This window comes from Amycolatopsis ponsaeliensis (assembly GCF_030182635.1).
Classification (GTDB): Bacteria; Actinomycetota; Actinomycetes; order Mycobacteriales; family Pseudonocardiaceae; genus Amycolatopsis; species Amycolatopsis ponsaeliensis.
Window position 1 is genome coordinate 1 of the sequence record NZ_JAPZLD010000103.1, and the last position, 14,122, is coordinate 14,122.

Consider the following 14,122-nt stretch of genomic DNA (forward strand, 5'->3'; position numbering starts at 1 on the left):
CTCGGCCGCAAGGTCCGCCGCCAGCTCGCCCCGATCTGCGCCAGCCTCCGTCTTGGTCTGTCCAACGCCGTGCTCGAAGCCACCAACACCAAAATCCGGCTTTTCACCCGCATCGCCTTCGGGTTCCGTATGCCCGGATCCCTGATGGCGCTGGCCATGCTCGCCCTCGGTGGTCACCGACCCGATCTCCCAGGCCGGTGACCACCCACACATCAATACGAAGAGCCACTTAATAGCCATGAAGGTGCCCTTCATGGCTTTGGCCAGCGCTAGCCGCCGCAGGCCACGCGGAGGGCGTCGAGCTTCTTGACGTTGCGCTGCACCCACTGGGCCACCACGCCCGCGTCTTCGATGCGTTCCTTCTGCACCTCGACGTACGAGCCGGCCATTCCCAGCAGCGCGTTCTTCACGTCCTGGTCCTGGACGTTCCCCGCCAGCTCCCGCAGCCGCTTCTCCTTGTCCGCGGCGCGGGCCTTGAGCTTGTCCGGATCGACCAGCGGATTCAGGTCCGCCAGCCCGAGCGCCTCGGTGCAGGCACCCACCTTGTCCGCCGTCTTCGACCCCTGGTCGACCGCGGTGCTGACCTGGTCGCACCCGCTCAGCAGCAGTGCGGCCCCGGCCAGCAGCGCGGCCGTCTTTCCACCCCTCGTCATGGCGCCAAGGTACCGCTCAGCCCTTGACGCAGACCACCTGCTTGAGGTGCGCCACGACCTCGACCAGGTCCGTCTGGGCCCGGATCACCGCATCGATGTCCTTGTACGCCGCCGGGATCTCGTCGACGACGCCCGAGTCCTTGCGGCATTCGACGCCGGCCGTCTGCGCCGCGAGGTCGTCGGCCGTGAACAGCTTCTTGGCCTTGTTCCGCGACATCCGGCGGCCGGCACCGTGCGACGCCGACTGGAAGGACGACTCGTTCCCGAGCCCGCGGACGATGTACGAACCGGTCCCCATGCTGCCCGGGATGATCCCGAGGTCACCCGATCCGGCGCGGATCGCGCCCTTCCGGGTGACGAGCAGCTCGACACCGTCGTACGTCTCCTCGGCGACGTAGTTGTGGTGGCAGGAGATCGCGTCGTCGAAGGTCGTCTGCGGGACGACGTCCTTCAGCGCCTGCTTCACGAGCGCGACCATCGTGGCGCGGTTACGCGCCGCGTAGTCCTGCGCCCAGAACAGGTCACGCCGGTACGCCTGCATCTCCGGCGTGCCGGCGACGAACACGGCGAGGTCCCGGTCCGGCAGGTCCGCGTTGTGCGGCAGCTTGCGCGCGACGGCCATGTGCCGCTCCGCGAGCTCCTTGCCGATGTTGCGCGAACCCGAGTGCAGCATCAGCCAGACCTGCCCGGTGCCCTCTTCGAGGCAGACCTCGATGAAGTGGTTCCCGCCGCCGAGGCTCCCGATCTGGCGCGCGGCCCGGTCGTGCAGCTCCTGGACGCCGGTGTGCAGCTCGCCGAAGCCCTGCCAGAAGGCGTCCCAGCCGCCGACGCCGTGCACCTTCGCGGGGTTCACGGGCGTCTTGTGCAGGCCGAACCCGACCGGAACGGCGCTTTCGATGCGGCGGCGCAGCTTCCCGAGGTCGTCGGGCAGGTCGCTCGCGGTGAGCGACGTCCGGACGGCGCTCATGCCGCACCCGATGTCGACGCCCACCGCGGCGGGCGAAACGGCGTCGCGCATGGCGATGACGCTGCCGACGGTCGCACCCTTCCCGTAGTGCACGTCGGGCATCACGGCGACACCGTGCACCCACGGCAGGTTGGCGACGTTGTGCAGCTGCCGCATGGCCTGGTCTTCGACCGACGCGGGGTCCGCCCACATCCGGATCGGGACGCGGGATCCGTCGACAGCGGTGTACATGATTTCCTCCCCTGGAAATGGTTTCGCGGTGCCCAGGATCTCCCGGGCACCGCAAATCACCAAGCGAGTTTCAGCTGTCCACTGTGGTCACTGCTGCGCGATCAGCTCCGCGATCTGCACGGCGTTGAGCGCCGCGCCCTTGCGCAGGTTGTCGTTCGCGATGAACAGCGCCAGGCCGCGGCCGCCCTCGACGCCCTGGTCCACGCGGATGCGGCCGACGTAGCTCGGGTCGTTGCCCGCCGCCTGCAGCGGGGTCGGGATCTCCGACAGCTCGACGCCCGGCGCGTGCGCCAGCAGCTGCGTCGCGCGCTCGACGGTCAGCGGCTGCGAGAACTCCGCGTTCACCGAGATCGAGTGCCCCGAGAACACCGGCACGCGCACGCACGTGCACGACACGCCCAGCCCCGGGATGCTCAGGATCTTGCGGCTCTCGTTGCGGAACTTCTTCTCCTCGTCCGTCTCGAGCTCACCGTCGTCCACAATGGACCCGGCCATCGGCAGGACGTTGAAGGCGATCGGCCGGACGTACTTGTTCGGCGCCGGGAAGTCGATCGCCGCGCCGTCGTGGGTCAGCAGCGACGCGTGCTCCGCGCCCGCCTTGACCTGCCCGGCCAGCTCGTCGACGCCGGCCAGCCCGCTGCCGGACACCGCCTGGTAGGTCGACGCGACCAGCCGGACCAGCCCGGCCTCGTCGTGCAGCGGCTTCAGCACCGGCATCGCGGCCATGGTGGTGCAGTTGGGGTTCGCGATGATCCCCTTGCGCGCCTCCTTGATGGCCTCGGGGTTGACCTCGCTGACGACCAGCGGCACGTCCGGGTCCATCCGGAACGCCGAGGAGTTGTCGATCACCGTGACGCCGGCCGCGGCGAACCGCGGCGCCTGCGCCTTCGACGTCGACCCGCCCGCGGAGAACAGCGCGATGTCCAAACCGGACGGATCGGCCGTCGACGCGTCTTCGATCGTGATTTCGCTGTCACGCCACGGCAGCGTCGAACCCGCCGAGCGCGCCGAAGCGAAGTACCGGAGCTCGGCGATCGGGAACTCCCGCTCCGCCAGCAGCTTGCGCATCACCGCGCCGACCTGGCCGGTCGCGCCGACCACCCCGACCCGCAACCCGTCCGCCATCAGCGACCACTCCCCGCGTAGACCACAGCTTCCTCGTCGCCGCCGAGCTCGAACGCGTCGTGGATCGCGCGCACGGCGTCGTCCAGCTGCGCGTCGCGGATCAGCACCGAGATCCGGATTTCCGAGGTGTTGATGATTTCGATGTTCACGCCGGAGTTGGCCAGCGCTTCGCAGAACGTCGCCGTGACTCCCGGGTGCGAGCGCATCCCGGCGCCGACCAGCGAGACCTTGCCGACGTGGTCGTCGTAGAGCACCGACTCGAAGCCGATCTCCGCCTTGACCTTCTCCAGCTCCTTGACGGCCTTGGCGCCGTTGGCCTTCGACAGCGTGAAGGTGATGTCGGTGCGGCCGGACACCGTGCTGGACACGTTCTGCAGCACCATGTCGATGTCGATCTCGGCGTCGGCGATCACGCGGAAGATCCGGGCCGCGGCACCGGCGTGGTCCGGCACCCCGGTGACCGTGATCTTGGCTTCGGAGCGGTCGTGCGCCACACCGGTGATCAGGGCTTGTTCCACGGGGATCTCCTCGATAGAACCGGTCACCGTCGTGCCCGGCTTGTCACTGTAGGAAGAACGGACTCGGATCGGCACGCCGTAGCGGCGCGCGTATTCCACGCAACGCAACATCAGGATCTTCGACCCGCTGGCGGCGAGCTCGAGCATCTCTTCGTACGTGACGGTGTCGAGCTTGCGCGCGTCCGGGACCACCCGCGGGTCGGCCGTGTACACACCGTCCACATCGGAGTAGATCTCGCAGACGTCGGCGTTCAGCGCGGCGGCCAGCGCGACGGCGGTCGTGTCCGAGCCGCCACGGCCCAGCGTGGTGATGTCCTTGGTGTCCTGCGCGACGCCCTGGAAGCCCGCGACCAGCGCGACGTAGCCCTGCTCGAGGGCCTCGGTGACGCGGCTCGGCGTGACGTCGATGATGCGCGCGTTGCCGTGCACGGACGTCGTGACGACGCCGGCCTGCGACCCGGTGAACGACCACGCCTCCGCGCCCTGGGCCGCGATGGCCATGGCGACGAGCGAGTTCGAGATGCGCTCACCGGCGGTGAGCAGCATGTCCATCTCCCGCTCCGGCGGCGCCGGGTTGACCTGCTGCGCCAGGTCGAGCAGCTCGTCGGTGGTGTCACCCATCGCCGAGCAGACCACGACGACGTCGTTGCCGGCCTTCTTGGTGGCGACGATCCGCTCCGCGACGCGCTTGATCCGGTCGGCACTTTCCAGCGACGATCCGCCGTACTTCTGGACCACGAGGGCCACGCCCGAACCTCCTAGACGGGCCGGGTCTGCTCCCTGGTGGGCACCGAGGAGCCCCCGCGTCCCATATTTGAGAAGGAGCCTACCGGGGCTCCGGCGGCCCGCCACCCTCTTGACGTGGGGCGGGGCCCGTGTGCGGGCGGCGTGGAAGTAAATCTTCCGTAACACCAACGAAATGCGCGGAGCCCTTCCTCCCGAGTGATGCAGCGCACTAGGTGGGTACCGTGTCGATCGTGCGAAAGCCAGCTGTGACGAGCGTCCCGATCGCTGCCGTGATGGCCGAGCGGTGGAGCCCGCGAGCCCTGGACGCGTCTTCCTCGGTCAGTCCGGAGCAGGTGAGGGCGCTCCTGGAGGCGGCCCGCTGGGCCCCGTCGTTCGGCAACACCCAGCCGGCCCGCTACCTGGTGGGCACGCGCGGGACACCGTCGTTCGACGCGATCCTGGCGACGTTGAACTCGGGCAACCGAGCCTGGGCGCACCGGGCGAGCCTGCTGCTGATCGGCGTGATGGTGACGACGAACGAGAAGGGCCCGGTGCCGTACGCGGAGTACGGGCTGGGGCTGGCGTCGGAGAACCTCGTGCTGCAGGCGGTGGAGCTGGGGTTGGTGGCGCATCAGATGGCGGGGTTTTCCGCCTCCGAGGTCAGTGCCTCTTTCGGTCTTCCGGACGACGCGGTGCCGAAGGTGGCGATCGCGGTGGGGTCTGCTGCCGACGCCGAGGTGCTGGAGGAAGCCTGGCGGGTGGAGCGCGAGAAGGCTGAGCGGCAGCGGATCCCGCTGGCGGAGTTCGCGTTCACGGACGGGTGGGGCACGCCGGCCCTCTAGCCCGAACTCGTGTGATTGCCGACGGAACCCGCGTGATCGAAGCCGGAACTCACGACTTACGGCCCTGATCACGCGAGTCACGGCCGCAATCACGCGAGGGACGGGCTCGAGCACGAGATCACGTCACCAAGCCGCGCCCGAAGCGCGCCGATCGCGGGTGCCGGCGCGATCACCGCGAAAATCAGGAAGCTCCGCCCACTCGGCGGATGATCTTCGCCAGGATCCCCGACACCACGAGCCAGAAGATCGCCGCGATGCCGTAGTTCACCAGGACTCGCAGCTTCTCGTCACTCGGCGTGAACAAATCGCTGAATCCCAGCGCCAGGCTGTCCGCCCAGGACTTCACGAACGAAACGATCCCGTTGTCCGGGTTGGCCGAGCCGACCGTGAAGATCACGTGGATCACCAGCAGCGCCGCGAAGATCAAGCCCACCCAGCGGACGATCGACGCCACGATCGAAGCGACCCGGCCGCCCGTCGCGCGCCAGTCGACCGGGGCCCGGCGGGAAACCTTGGTCTCCTCCGAAGACGACGATGACTCCGCGTGCTCACCCATGCCCGAAGTTTCGCACGGGCACCGGCCAATTGCTACCCACAGGTAACCCCCAGGAGGAGACGCCCGGCTTCCCCCGTGTGGTGTTCCGTGGTTATGGTGGAGTCGTGGCGCGTGCTCTCCTGCTTCGCTGCCGCGACGGGGCCTGACCGGACCGGCTCCCCGTCGCGGGGCTTCGTGGTGCCGGTCGCACCCGTCTAGCTGGAGACACCCTCGAAACCATGAGCAAGATCCGCAAGCCTTCGCGTCCCGCGCCCGCTGACCAGCCCGCTTGGAACACCCAGCGCGGCACTTCCATGCCGGTGCACCGCTACCGCCCCTGGTACGACCTCGTCGAGAACATCGACCTGCCCGACCGCACCTGGCCCACCAAGCGCATCGACCGCGCGCCGCTGTGGTGCGCCGTCGACCTGCGGGACGGCAACCAGGCCCTGATCGACCCGATGTCGCCCGCGCGCAAGCGGAAGTTCTTCGACCTGCTCGTACGCATGGGCTACAAGGAGATCGAGGTCGGCTTCCCGGCCGCGAGCCAGACCGACTTCGACTTCGTCCGCGAGATCATCGAAGAGCACGCCATCCCGGACGACGTCAGCATCCAGGTGCTGACCCAGTGCCGTCCCGAGCTGATCGAGCGGACCTTCAAGTCCCTCGAAGGCGCGCCGCGGGCGATCGTCCACATCTACAACTCGACCTCGATCCTGCAGCGCCGCGTGGTCTTCCGCGAAGAGCGCGAGGGCATCAAGAAGATCGCGACACAGGCCGCGGAAATGGTCGTCGAGCTGGCCGCGAAGCAGCCGGACACCGACTTCCGCTTCCAGTACTCGCCGGAGTCCTACACCGGCACCGAGCTGTCGTACGCACTCGAGGTCTGCAACGCCGTCACCGAGATCTGGCAGCCCACGCCGGAGAAGCCGGTGATCCTGAACCTGCCGGCGACCGTCGAGATGGCGACGCCGAACGTCTACGCCGACTCGATCGAGTGGATGTCCCGGAACCTGGAACGCCGTGACTCGGTGATCCTGTCGCTGCACCCGCACAACGACCGCGGCACCGGGATCGCCGCCGCCGAGCTGGGCTACCAGGCCGGCGCGGACCGGATCGAGGGCTGCCTGTTCGGCAACGGCGAGCGCACCGGCAACGTCGACCTGGTCGCGCTGGGCATGAACCTCTACAGCCAGGGCATCGACCCGCAGATCGACTTCTCCGACATGGACGAGATCAAGCGGACGGTCGAGTACTGCAACCAGCTGCCGGTCGGCGAGCGCTCGCCGTGGGGTGGCGACCTGGTGTTCACCGCATTCTCCGGCAGCCACCAGGACGCGATCAACAAGGGCCTCGACGCGCTGAAGGACGCCGCCGACAAGCAGGGCGTCCCGATCGACGAGTACCCGTGGGAGGTCCCGTACCTGCCGATCGACCCGAAGGACGTCGGCCGCACGTACGAGGCCGTGATCCGCGTGAACTCGCAGTCCGGCAAGGGCGGCGTCGCCTACATCATGAAGGCCGAGCACCAGCTCGACCTGCCGCGGCGCCTGCAGATCGAGTTCTCGAAGGTCATCCAGCGCTACACCGACACCGAGGGCGGCGAGGTCGACCCGACCACGATGTACAACGCCTTCGCGGCCGAGTACCTGGAGCTGAAGACGCCGCTGGAGCTGGTCCGCCAGCACGTCCAGGACAACGGGGACGGCGAGTACGACATCACCGCGACCGTCCGCGTCGAGGGTGACGAGCACGAGGTCACCGGCCGCGGCAACGGCCCGATCGCGGCGTTCTTCGACGCGCTCTCGACCGTCGGCTTCGACCTGCGCCTGCTGGACTACTCCGAGCACACGCTCTCGCCGGGTGACGACGCGCGCGCCGCGTCGTACATCGAGTGCGCGATCTCGGACCGGGTGTTCTGGGGCATCGGCATCGACCCGTCGATCGTCACGGCGTCGCTGCGCGCGGTCGTCTCCGCGGTGAACCGCGCCAACCGCTGAACCTGTGGGCCGCCTGTCGGGTTGCTGTGAGTCCCCGGTGATCGGGATTCATCGGCCCCCGGCAGGCGGTTAATGGAGGTGTGGACGCGACTACGGCAGGACTGCTGGTGCTGTTCGTCGTCTCGCTCGTGCCCCTGCTGCCCACCGAGGTGACGATCCTCGGCATGGGTGTCGCGGCGGCGCAGGGCGGGACGTCGCTGGCGCTGGTGATCGCCGTGTCGAGTGCCGGGTGCCTGGTCTCGGACCAGGCGCTCTACGCCCTCGGCCGGTTCGGTGGCCGGGCGGCGCTGGACCGGCTGAGCCGGCGGAAGAAGATCGCCGCCGGCATCGGCTGGTTCGACGGCCGCCTGCAGCGCCACCCCCGGCCGGTGCTGGTGGCGGCCCGCTGGCTGCCGTCGGGCGGGACGATCGGTGCCCTGCTCGCCGGCTCGCTCCGGTGGCCGCTGGCGGAGTTCTTCACCGCGTCGGCCGTCGGCGTCACGCTCTGGACGTCGTACGTGGCCTTCCTGGGCTACGCGGGCGGCCAGATCATCACCGAACCCGGGATCAGCATGCTGCTCTCCCTCGGCGTCGCCCTGATCCTGGGTTCGGTGATCACCTACGGCGTGAAGCGCGGCGCTAAAGCGATTTGACCGCTTCGAGAATCTGCGCCGGCTCGGTGCGCGTCGTGTAGTCCGGGTGGACGTCGACGAACCGGATCACCCGATCCGGGCCGACCACCACGACGGCCGGGTGCGCGAGCTCCCAGTCCCCGTTGTGCTTCGTGAGGTCGGCGCCGATCTTGACCATCGTGGGCCGGACCTCCTCGTCGACCGTGAACGTCAGCCCGAACGTGCGCGCCACGACGTTCCCCACGTCCGAGAGCACCGGGAAGCCCAGCTCGTTGGTCTCCTTCACGGCCACCGAGCCGTCCGGCAGCTGCGGGCTGATCGCGGCCAGGCGCGCGCCGTGCTTCCCCAGCTCCGGAACCACTTCGGCCTGGTAGGCCCGCAGGGTCAGGTTGCAGTACGGGCACCACTGCCCGCGGTAGAAGACCAATACGGCCGGGCCGTCGGCGACCAGGTCGCCGAGGCTGACGGCGCTGCCGTCGGCGTCCGGCAGCGTGAAGTCCCCGGCGGTCGTGCCGACCGCGGCGAACTTCGCCGATTTCGCCGCTTCGACCAGGTCCCGCGGGTGCTTCGTGAGGGTGCTGACCAGGTCGGCCGGCCACACCTTCATGCCCTCGGTCCGGAAGTCGGTCAGGGCGTTGTTGAGCGTCATGGATCCCCCTAGCTCGTTGTACTGATCGGTACAGTGAGACGAACTGTACTATCTGGTACATGGAGACGCAAGCGGCCGCCTCGACCCCGCGCGGAAAGCGGACGCGCGACGCGATCGTCGACGCGGCGGCGGGGCTGATGTACGTCGACGGCGTCGCGGGCACGAGCGTCGACAAGGTGCTCGCCGCGAGCGGGGCCGGGAAATCGCAGATGTACCACTACTTCAAGAACAAGGAGCAGCTGGTCGCGGCCGTGATCGACCGGTACCTCGAGCAGATCCTGGCCAACCAGCCGGCGATCTTCGACCTGACCTCCTGGGCCGACCTCGAGACGTGGACCGAGCAGCTGCTCGACGTCCACCGCCGGGCGGGCGGGCCGATCGCGTGCCCGCTGGGCAACCTCGCCGGGGAGGTCGGCGACAACCCGAAGCTCGCGCCGCTGGTCGACCAGGCCTACCGGACGTGGGAGTCACACCTGGAACGCGGGCTGACCACGTTGCGGGACAAGGGAGAGCTCGCTCCCGACGCCGATCCCGCGCGGCTGGCGCAGGCGGCGATGACGTCCGTCCAAGGTGGACTGCTGCTGGCCCACATCCGGCACGACCTCACGGCTTTGGCGGACGCGCTGCAGATCGCGCTCGGCTACCTCCGCGGCTTCAAGCGGTGAGCTGAGCGATCTCCGCGCGCAGTTCGTCGATCACCTTCGCCACGGCCGGGCGCTGCAGCGCGCCGGTGCGGCAGACCGCCTCCACCAGCCGGGCCGCGCGGATGCCGGCCAGCGGGCGCGCGACCAGCCCGCGGCCGCGCCCGGTATTCATCGTGTAGCGCGGCAGCAGCGCGATCCCGTGCCCCGCCGCGACCAGCCGCTCGGTGATCCGGAAGTCGTTGATCCGCTGCACCACCACCGGCCGCACGCCGGTGCGGATGGTCAGCGAGCGCAGGACGTCGTCCACCGGGAAGCCGAAGTCGACGCTGATCCAGCGTTCGTCGGCCAGCTCCGCCAGCTCGACGCGGCGCCGGTTCGCCAGCCGGTGCCCGGCGGGAAGGGCGACGTCGAGCGGTTCGCGCAGCAGCGGCACGACGTCGAGGCGGCCGGCGTCGAACTCCGGGGCGTGCTCGTCCCGGTGCGCGACGACGATGTCGTAGTCCGCGACCAGGCCCGGCACCTCGGGGGGCGTCATGTCGACGTCGCGGACGTCGATCTCCAGGCCTTCGTACTCGGCGACGCGGGTCAGCAGGCCGGGCAGCAGCATCAGCCCGGCGGACTGGAAGATCGCGATCCGCACGCGCCCCCGCGGCGCGCTGCGGTAAGTGTCCAGTTCGGACTCGGCGCGATCGAGCGCGGCCAGCACCTCGTCGGCCCGGGCGACCAGCGCGCGGCCGGCATCGGTCAGCCGCAGCCCTCGCCCGGCCGGCTCGGTGAGCGGCAGGCCGACCTCACCCTGCAGGGCCCGCAGCTGCTGCGAAACCGCGGAAGGCGTGCAGTGCAACGCCCGCGCGGCCGCCGTCACGCTCCCGCGGTCGGCGAACTCCCGCAGCGTGCGCAAGCGACCCAGATCCACGAGGCCAGCATATGTGAAGTCCGGCTACAAGGTCGCCACGCTTTCGGCGACCGCCGCTTCACGGTCGTGGCGCAGCCGCGCGACGGTCCCGGCGCCGACGAGCGCGACGATCCCGGCCACGCAGCCGAGCGTGAGCACCGACGGCGTCAGGCGGTTGTCGGCCAGCTGCATGACGTACGCGAACAGCGGTGAGAGCGTCAGCAGGATGGACGCCGTGATCGGCTCGGTCCGCCGGATCCCCACCTGGAGCAGGTAGAGCGGCAGCGCGACGCCGAGCAGGGCGATCACCGCGGACGGCCCGAGCGCCACCTCGACGCCCGGCGCGTCGTCGACCGCGACGAGTGCCCAGGTCATCGCCAGGATGAGGAAGAACCGCACGGCAAGCACGCGCCGCGGCGGCAGGTCGGCGTCGCTCAGCCGCTTCGAGTAGATCACGTTCGTCACCGAGCCGACGCCGGTGACGAGCACGAGCGCCACCCCGGCGAGCGTCTCGCCGGGTGTCCGGTCGAGTCCACTGTGGCCGGTGAACGAACCCCAGACGAGCAGCCCGATCAGCACGCCGATCCCGGCCGCGACCCACGCCTCCGCGCGCAGGATCGCGGTTCCCTTGCGCAGCAACGGGTTGAACGCGAGGGTCAGCACCGGACCGAGCGCGATGCCGACGACGTTCACCACCGCGGGCTCGAGGTAGCGCAGCGCGAAGAGCATCGACAGCCAGGTCGCGGCGGTCGTCACGTTGATCATCACGACGTCGCGGCGCAGCTCGCGCAGCGGGCGGACCGTCACGGCCACGCCGTCGCGCAGCAGTGCGAACCCGAGGAAGAACGCGGCGGCGAGGGTGAACGACACCGCGGCGACGGTCGCCGGGCGCAGCTGTTCCAGCTGGTTGCCGGCGAAGACGTCGAGCGCCGCGGTCAGCGCCGCGAACCCGGTCAACGGCAGTACGCCTCGCAGCATCGGAATCTCCCCAGTCGTCGGCGGGCGCCCATGGTTGCCGGAGCCGGACGTCGCGGGCAACCCCCGCGGGCGCCGGCGAGCGACGTCCCAGACGTCGTCGCCACGGGGAGGCCCAGGTCACGGGGTATTTTCTTGAAGGACAGCTAAACGGTCCGTGCAGATATTATCGCTGGTCCTTCACGGTCACCGTTGACACAGTGGAGGCATGCCCACCCGTGACCGCCTGCTCGCCGTGCTCGTCGCCGTGCTCTGGGGCCTGAACTTCCTCGCCATCCACGCCACCCTCGGCCAGTTCCCGCCGGTGTTCGCGGGCGCGCTGCGGTTCGCCGTGATCGCCGTGCCGACGATCCTGTTCGTGCCGTGGCCGAAGGTGAAGGTGCGGCACCTGCTCGGCTACAGCCTCGGCTTCGGCACCGGGCAGTTCGCGTTCCTGTTCATCGCGATGGACACCGGGATGCCGACCGGGCTCGCGTCGCTGGTGCTGCAGGCGTCGGCGCCGTTCACGGTGCTGCTCGGCGCCGTCTTCCTGCGCGAACGCGTCACGCCGCACCAGCTGGCCGGGATCGCGCTGGCCGTCGCCGGGATGGTCGCGATCGCCTGGCAGCAGTCCGGGCACGCGGCCCTGCTGCCGATGGTCCTGACGCTGCTGGCCGCGCTGAGCTGGGCGTTCGGCAACCTCAGCACGCGCAAGGCCGAGCCCGACAACCCGCTGCACTTCACGCTGTGGATGTCGGTGGTGCCGCCGCTGCCGATGTTCGCGCTTTCGCTGGTGATGGAAGGCCCGGCCGCCCAGTGGCACTCGCTGACGACGCTCGGGACACCGACCGGGCTGACGGCGCTGGGCGGGCTGACCTACGTCGTGCTGATCGGCACGGTCGTGGGGTCTGGCCTGTGGACCACGCTGATGCGGCGCAACCCGGCCGGTGTCGTCTCGCCGTTCTCACTGCTGGTGCCGGTGGTCGGGCTGACGGCGTCGTTCGTGCTGCTCGGCGAGCGGCCGACCGGGCTGGAGGTCGGCGCCGCCGCCGTCGTGATCGCCGGGGTGCTGCTCGGGTCGCTGCGGCCCGTGCGGAAGCGCGAACCGGAGCTCGTCGCGGTCTAGGCGGTCGGCTCGCCGACTTCCTGCTTCTCTTCTTCCTCGTGCTTGCGGCCGAGCCGCTTCTTCATCACGAAGAACACGATGACGCCGATCACGATCGCGGCCACCAGGCCGTACTTGGAGAACCGGCCGAGCCACTCTTCGGCGACCACGCCGAGGTAGTAGACGGCCGCGGTCGTACCGCCCGCCCAGACGATGCCGCCGGCCGCGTTCGCCAGCAGGAACTTCGGGTAGTGCATCTTGAGCGACCCGGCGAGCGGGCCGGCGAGGATGCGCAGGAACGCGATGAAGCGGCCGAGGAAGACGGCCCACACGCCGCGTTTGTTGAAGATCCGTTCGGCGTTGGCGAGGTGCGTCGGCCCGAAATGCTTCGGGAATTTCCGGCCGGCCCAGGCGAACAGCCGTTGACCACCGGTCTTTCCGATCAGGTACCCGATGCTGTCGCCGATGATGGCGCCGGCGCTGGCCAGGATGCCGATCCACAGCGGACTCAGGTTGCTGTGCTGCGAAGCCAGCAAAGCGGCGCTGACCAGCACGATCTCGCCGGGCAGCGGAATGCCCAGGCTTTCGATCATGATCACCGCGCCGACGATCAGGTACACCGAGAGCGGCGGGATCGCCTCCAGCCATTGGTCGATGTGCACTGCTCGTACCCCCTGCTGTCCGGCGAATCTGCTTTCCGCAGGGTACCGGGGGAAGTGCGCCGGGGGCGGCCTACTCAGGTATTGCAGGGGGTACGACTTAAGTCGGGTTCAGCCGAGCGAAGCGAGGGCGGGGGCAACCGGGTAATCCCCGGAAACGACGTCGAAGCCGCGGTTTTCGGTGAGCGGCTCACCGAGGACCCCGACGAGCACGGCGGCGACGTCCCGCCGGGTGATCCGCCCGGGTTCGAGGTGGCCGGCGACCTTGACGCGGCCGGTGGCGGGGCCGTCGGTGAGCGTCCCGGGCCGGACGATGGTCCAGGTCAGCTCGGACTTCTGCAGGACGCTGTCGGAGACCTGCTTGGCGAGCAGGATCGACCGCACGAGCCGGTCGCCCTGGTCGGGTGAGTCGGCGAACTGGGCGGAGAGCTGGATGAAGCGCGGCACGCCGGCGACTTCGGCGGCCCGGATGGCGGCGATGGCCCCGTCCCGGTCGACGAGGTTCACCGATTCGGGTTCCGGATCGGGGGCGCCGATGGTGGTGATGACGACGTCGGAGTCCTTGAAGACTTCGACGAGCTCGTCCCGATCGGCGGTGACATCGGCGACGACGGGTTTCGCGTTTTCGTCCCTGAGGACTTCGGCCCGTCTGCGGCTCCTCAGACCGGCTCGGACGGTGTGACCTCGGGCGGCGAGCAGGCGGACCACGTGGATCCCGGTTCGTCCTGACGCCCCCAGCACGGTGACCTGCATGAGGTGATCCTCCCGCAGGTGAGGCGGGTTTGCCCGGTGCCGGAGTTGTCCACAGGGTTCACCCCCATGTGGACAACTCTCAGCTGGTAGCGATCGAGCGGCGGGTGGGTCGGTGGCCGCCGATAGACTGGACGTGGGCACGCCCCCCCCAGGGACGGCGGTTTCTAGCGGTCGTTGCAACATTGCTGTTGGTGGGCGGTGTTGAGTAACTGTGTCACGCGTTCGGCTGGGCTGTCCCAGCCGAGGGTCATCCGG

General features: G+C 69.5%; 16 protein-coding genes. 6 read left to right on the forward strand and 10 right to left on the reverse strand.

Going from position 1 to position 14,122, the window contains the following annotated elements; genetic code table 11:
* Nucleotides 1-201: transposase (locus tag QQ657_RS56070; protein ID WP_284750670.1), on the forward strand; the 201-nt coding region annotated here is incomplete at its 5' end.
* A gap of 68 nt (nucleotides 202-269) precedes the next feature.
* Here the strand turns inward: QQ657_RS56070 and QQ657_RS56075 are convergent.
* From QQ657_RS56075 to QQ657_RS56090, 4 genes are all read right to left on the reverse strand, one after another.
* Nucleotides 270-653, reverse strand: coding sequence for a DUF8711 family protein (locus tag QQ657_RS56075; protein WP_284750671.1), 384 nt, complete (start codon nucleotides 651-653; stop codon nucleotides 270-272).
* A 16-nt stretch (nucleotides 654-669) separates the two neighbouring features.
* Nucleotides 670-1,851: an RtcB family protein gene (locus QQ657_RS56080; protein ID WP_284750672.1), complete on the reverse strand. Its 1,182-nt coding sequence runs from the start codon at nucleotides 1,849-1,851 to the stop codon at nucleotides 670-672.
* A gap of 87 nt (nucleotides 1,852-1,938) precedes the next feature.
* The gene (locus QQ657_RS56085; RefSeq protein WP_284750673.1) at nucleotides 1,939-2,976 is read right to left on the reverse strand and encodes an aspartate-semialdehyde dehydrogenase; all 1,038 of its coding nucleotides are present in this window, start codon (nucleotides 2,974-2,976) and stop codon (nucleotides 1,939-1,941) included.
* Entirely contained in the window at nucleotides 2,976-4,241 is a 1,266-nt protein-coding gene (locus QQ657_RS56090) for an aspartate kinase (RefSeq protein ID WP_284750674.1), read from the reverse strand. The genes QQ657_RS56085 and QQ657_RS56090 overlap by 1 nt, the downstream gene beginning before the upstream one ends.
* A 230-nt stretch (nucleotides 4,242-4,471) precedes the next feature.
* Here QQ657_RS56090 and QQ657_RS56095 point away from each other — a divergent pair, with 230 nt between their 5' ends.
* Nucleotides 4,472-5,062, forward strand: a complete 591-nt coding sequence (locus QQ657_RS56095; protein ID WP_284750675.1) for a nitroreductase family protein — start codon at nucleotides 4,472-4,474, stop codon at nucleotides 5,060-5,062.
* 181 nt (nucleotides 5,063-5,243) lie between these two features.
* On the opposite strand, the gene QQ657_RS56100 is transcribed toward QQ657_RS56095, so the two are convergent.
* On the reverse strand, nucleotides 5,244-5,618 hold the full coding sequence (locus QQ657_RS56100) for a hypothetical protein (protein ID WP_284750676.1): 375 nt from the start codon (nucleotides 5,616-5,618) through the stop codon (nucleotides 5,244-5,246).
* A gap of 218 nt (nucleotides 5,619-5,836) precedes the next feature.
* Here QQ657_RS56100 and leuA point away from each other — a divergent pair, with 218 nt between their 5' ends.
* Complete coding sequence (gene leuA, locus QQ657_RS56105; RefSeq protein ID WP_284750677.1) at nucleotides 5,837-7,597, forward strand: 2-isopropylmalate synthase; 1,761 nt, start codon at nucleotides 5,837-5,839, stop codon at nucleotides 7,595-7,597.
* Between the two features lie 80 nt (nucleotides 7,598-7,677).
* Nucleotides 7,678-8,229: a DedA family protein gene (locus QQ657_RS56110; RefSeq protein ID WP_284750678.1), complete on the forward strand. Its 552-nt coding sequence runs from the start codon at nucleotides 7,678-7,680 to the stop codon at nucleotides 8,227-8,229.
* Here the strand turns inward: QQ657_RS56110 and QQ657_RS56115 are convergent.
* Nucleotides 8,216-8,857: a peroxiredoxin-like family protein gene (locus tag QQ657_RS56115; RefSeq protein WP_284750679.1), complete on the reverse strand. Its 642-nt coding sequence runs from the start codon at nucleotides 8,855-8,857 to the stop codon at nucleotides 8,216-8,218. The two genes, QQ657_RS56110 and QQ657_RS56115, sit on opposite strands and share 14 nt — an antisense overlap.
* A 59-nt stretch (nucleotides 8,858-8,916) precedes the next feature.
* On the opposite strand from QQ657_RS56115, the gene QQ657_RS56120 reads away from it, so the two are divergent.
* Nucleotides 8,917-9,522 (forward strand): TetR/AcrR family transcriptional regulator, encoded by a 606-nt coding sequence (locus QQ657_RS56120; RefSeq protein WP_284750680.1) that lies wholly within the window; start codon nucleotides 8,917-8,919, stop codon nucleotides 9,520-9,522.
* Here the strand turns inward: QQ657_RS56120 and QQ657_RS56125 are convergent.
* A complete protein-coding gene (locus tag QQ657_RS56125; RefSeq protein ID WP_284750681.1) occupies nucleotides 9,512-10,417 on the reverse strand; it encodes a LysR family transcriptional regulator in 906 nt (301 codons plus the stop codon). The genes QQ657_RS56120 and QQ657_RS56125 overlap by 11 nt on opposite strands.
* 24 nt (nucleotides 10,418-10,441) lie before the next feature.
* On the reverse strand, nucleotides 10,442-11,374 hold the full coding sequence (locus tag QQ657_RS56130) for an EamA family transporter (protein WP_284750682.1): 933 nt from the start codon (nucleotides 11,372-11,374) through the stop codon (nucleotides 10,442-10,444).
* 205 nt (nucleotides 11,375-11,579) lie between these two features.
* Between QQ657_RS56130 and QQ657_RS56135 the strand changes: the two genes are divergently transcribed.
* The gene (locus tag QQ657_RS56135; RefSeq protein ID WP_284750683.1) at nucleotides 11,580-12,476 is read left to right on the forward strand and encodes an EamA family transporter; all 897 of its coding nucleotides are present in this window, start codon (nucleotides 11,580-11,582) and stop codon (nucleotides 12,474-12,476) included.
* Here the strand turns inward: QQ657_RS56135 and QQ657_RS56140 are convergent.
* Both QQ657_RS56140 and QQ657_RS56145 read right to left on the reverse strand, forming a co-directional pair.
* The gene (locus QQ657_RS56140) at nucleotides 12,473-13,117 is read right to left on the reverse strand and encodes a DedA family protein (RefSeq protein WP_284750684.1); all 645 of its coding nucleotides are present in this window, start codon (nucleotides 13,115-13,117) and stop codon (nucleotides 12,473-12,475) included. The genes QQ657_RS56135 and QQ657_RS56140 overlap by 4 nt on opposite strands.
* 108 nt (nucleotides 13,118-13,225) lie before the next feature.
* Complete coding sequence (locus tag QQ657_RS56145; RefSeq protein WP_284750685.1) at nucleotides 13,226-13,867, reverse strand: SDR family oxidoreductase; 642 nt, start codon at nucleotides 13,865-13,867, stop codon at nucleotides 13,226-13,228.
* Nucleotides 13,868-14,122 lie beyond the last annotated feature (255 nt).

Coding starts and splice junctions, on each gene's coding strand:
- QQ657_RS56075 (WP_284750671.1), bottom strand. CDS start 653: ATGACGAGGGGTGGAAAGACGGCCGCGCTGCTGGCCGGGGCCGCACTG.
- QQ657_RS56080 (WP_284750672.1), bottom strand. CDS start 1,851: ATGTACACCGCTGTCGACGGATCCCGCGTCCCGATCCGGATGTGGGCG.
- QQ657_RS56085 (WP_284750673.1), bottom strand. CDS start 2,976: ATGGCGGACGGGTTGCGGGTCGGGGTGGTCGGCGCGACCGGCCAGGTC.
- QQ657_RS56100 (WP_284750676.1), bottom strand. CDS start 5,618: ATGGGTGAGCACGCGGAGTCATCGTCGTCTTCGGAGGAGACCAAGGTT.
- leuA (WP_284750677.1), top strand. CDS start 5,837: ATGAGCAAGATCCGCAAGCCTTCGCGTCCCGCGCCCGCTGACCAGCCC.
- QQ657_RS56115 (WP_284750679.1), bottom strand. CDS start 8,857: ATGACGCTCAACAACGCCCTGACCGACTTCCGGACCGAGGGCATGAAG.
- QQ657_RS56120 (WP_284750680.1), top strand. CDS start 8,917: ATGGAGACGCAAGCGGCCGCCTCGACCCCGCGCGGAAAGCGGACGCGC.
- QQ657_RS56130 (WP_284750682.1), bottom strand. CDS start 11,374: ATGCTGCGAGGCGTACTGCCGTTGACCGGGTTCGCGGCGCTGACCGCG.
- QQ657_RS56135 (WP_284750683.1), top strand. CDS start 11,580: ATGCCCACCCGTGACCGCCTGCTCGCCGTGCTCGTCGCCGTGCTCTGG.
- QQ657_RS56145 (WP_284750685.1), bottom strand. CDS start 13,867: ATGCAGGTCACCGTGCTGGGGGCGTCAGGACGAACCGGGATCCACGTG.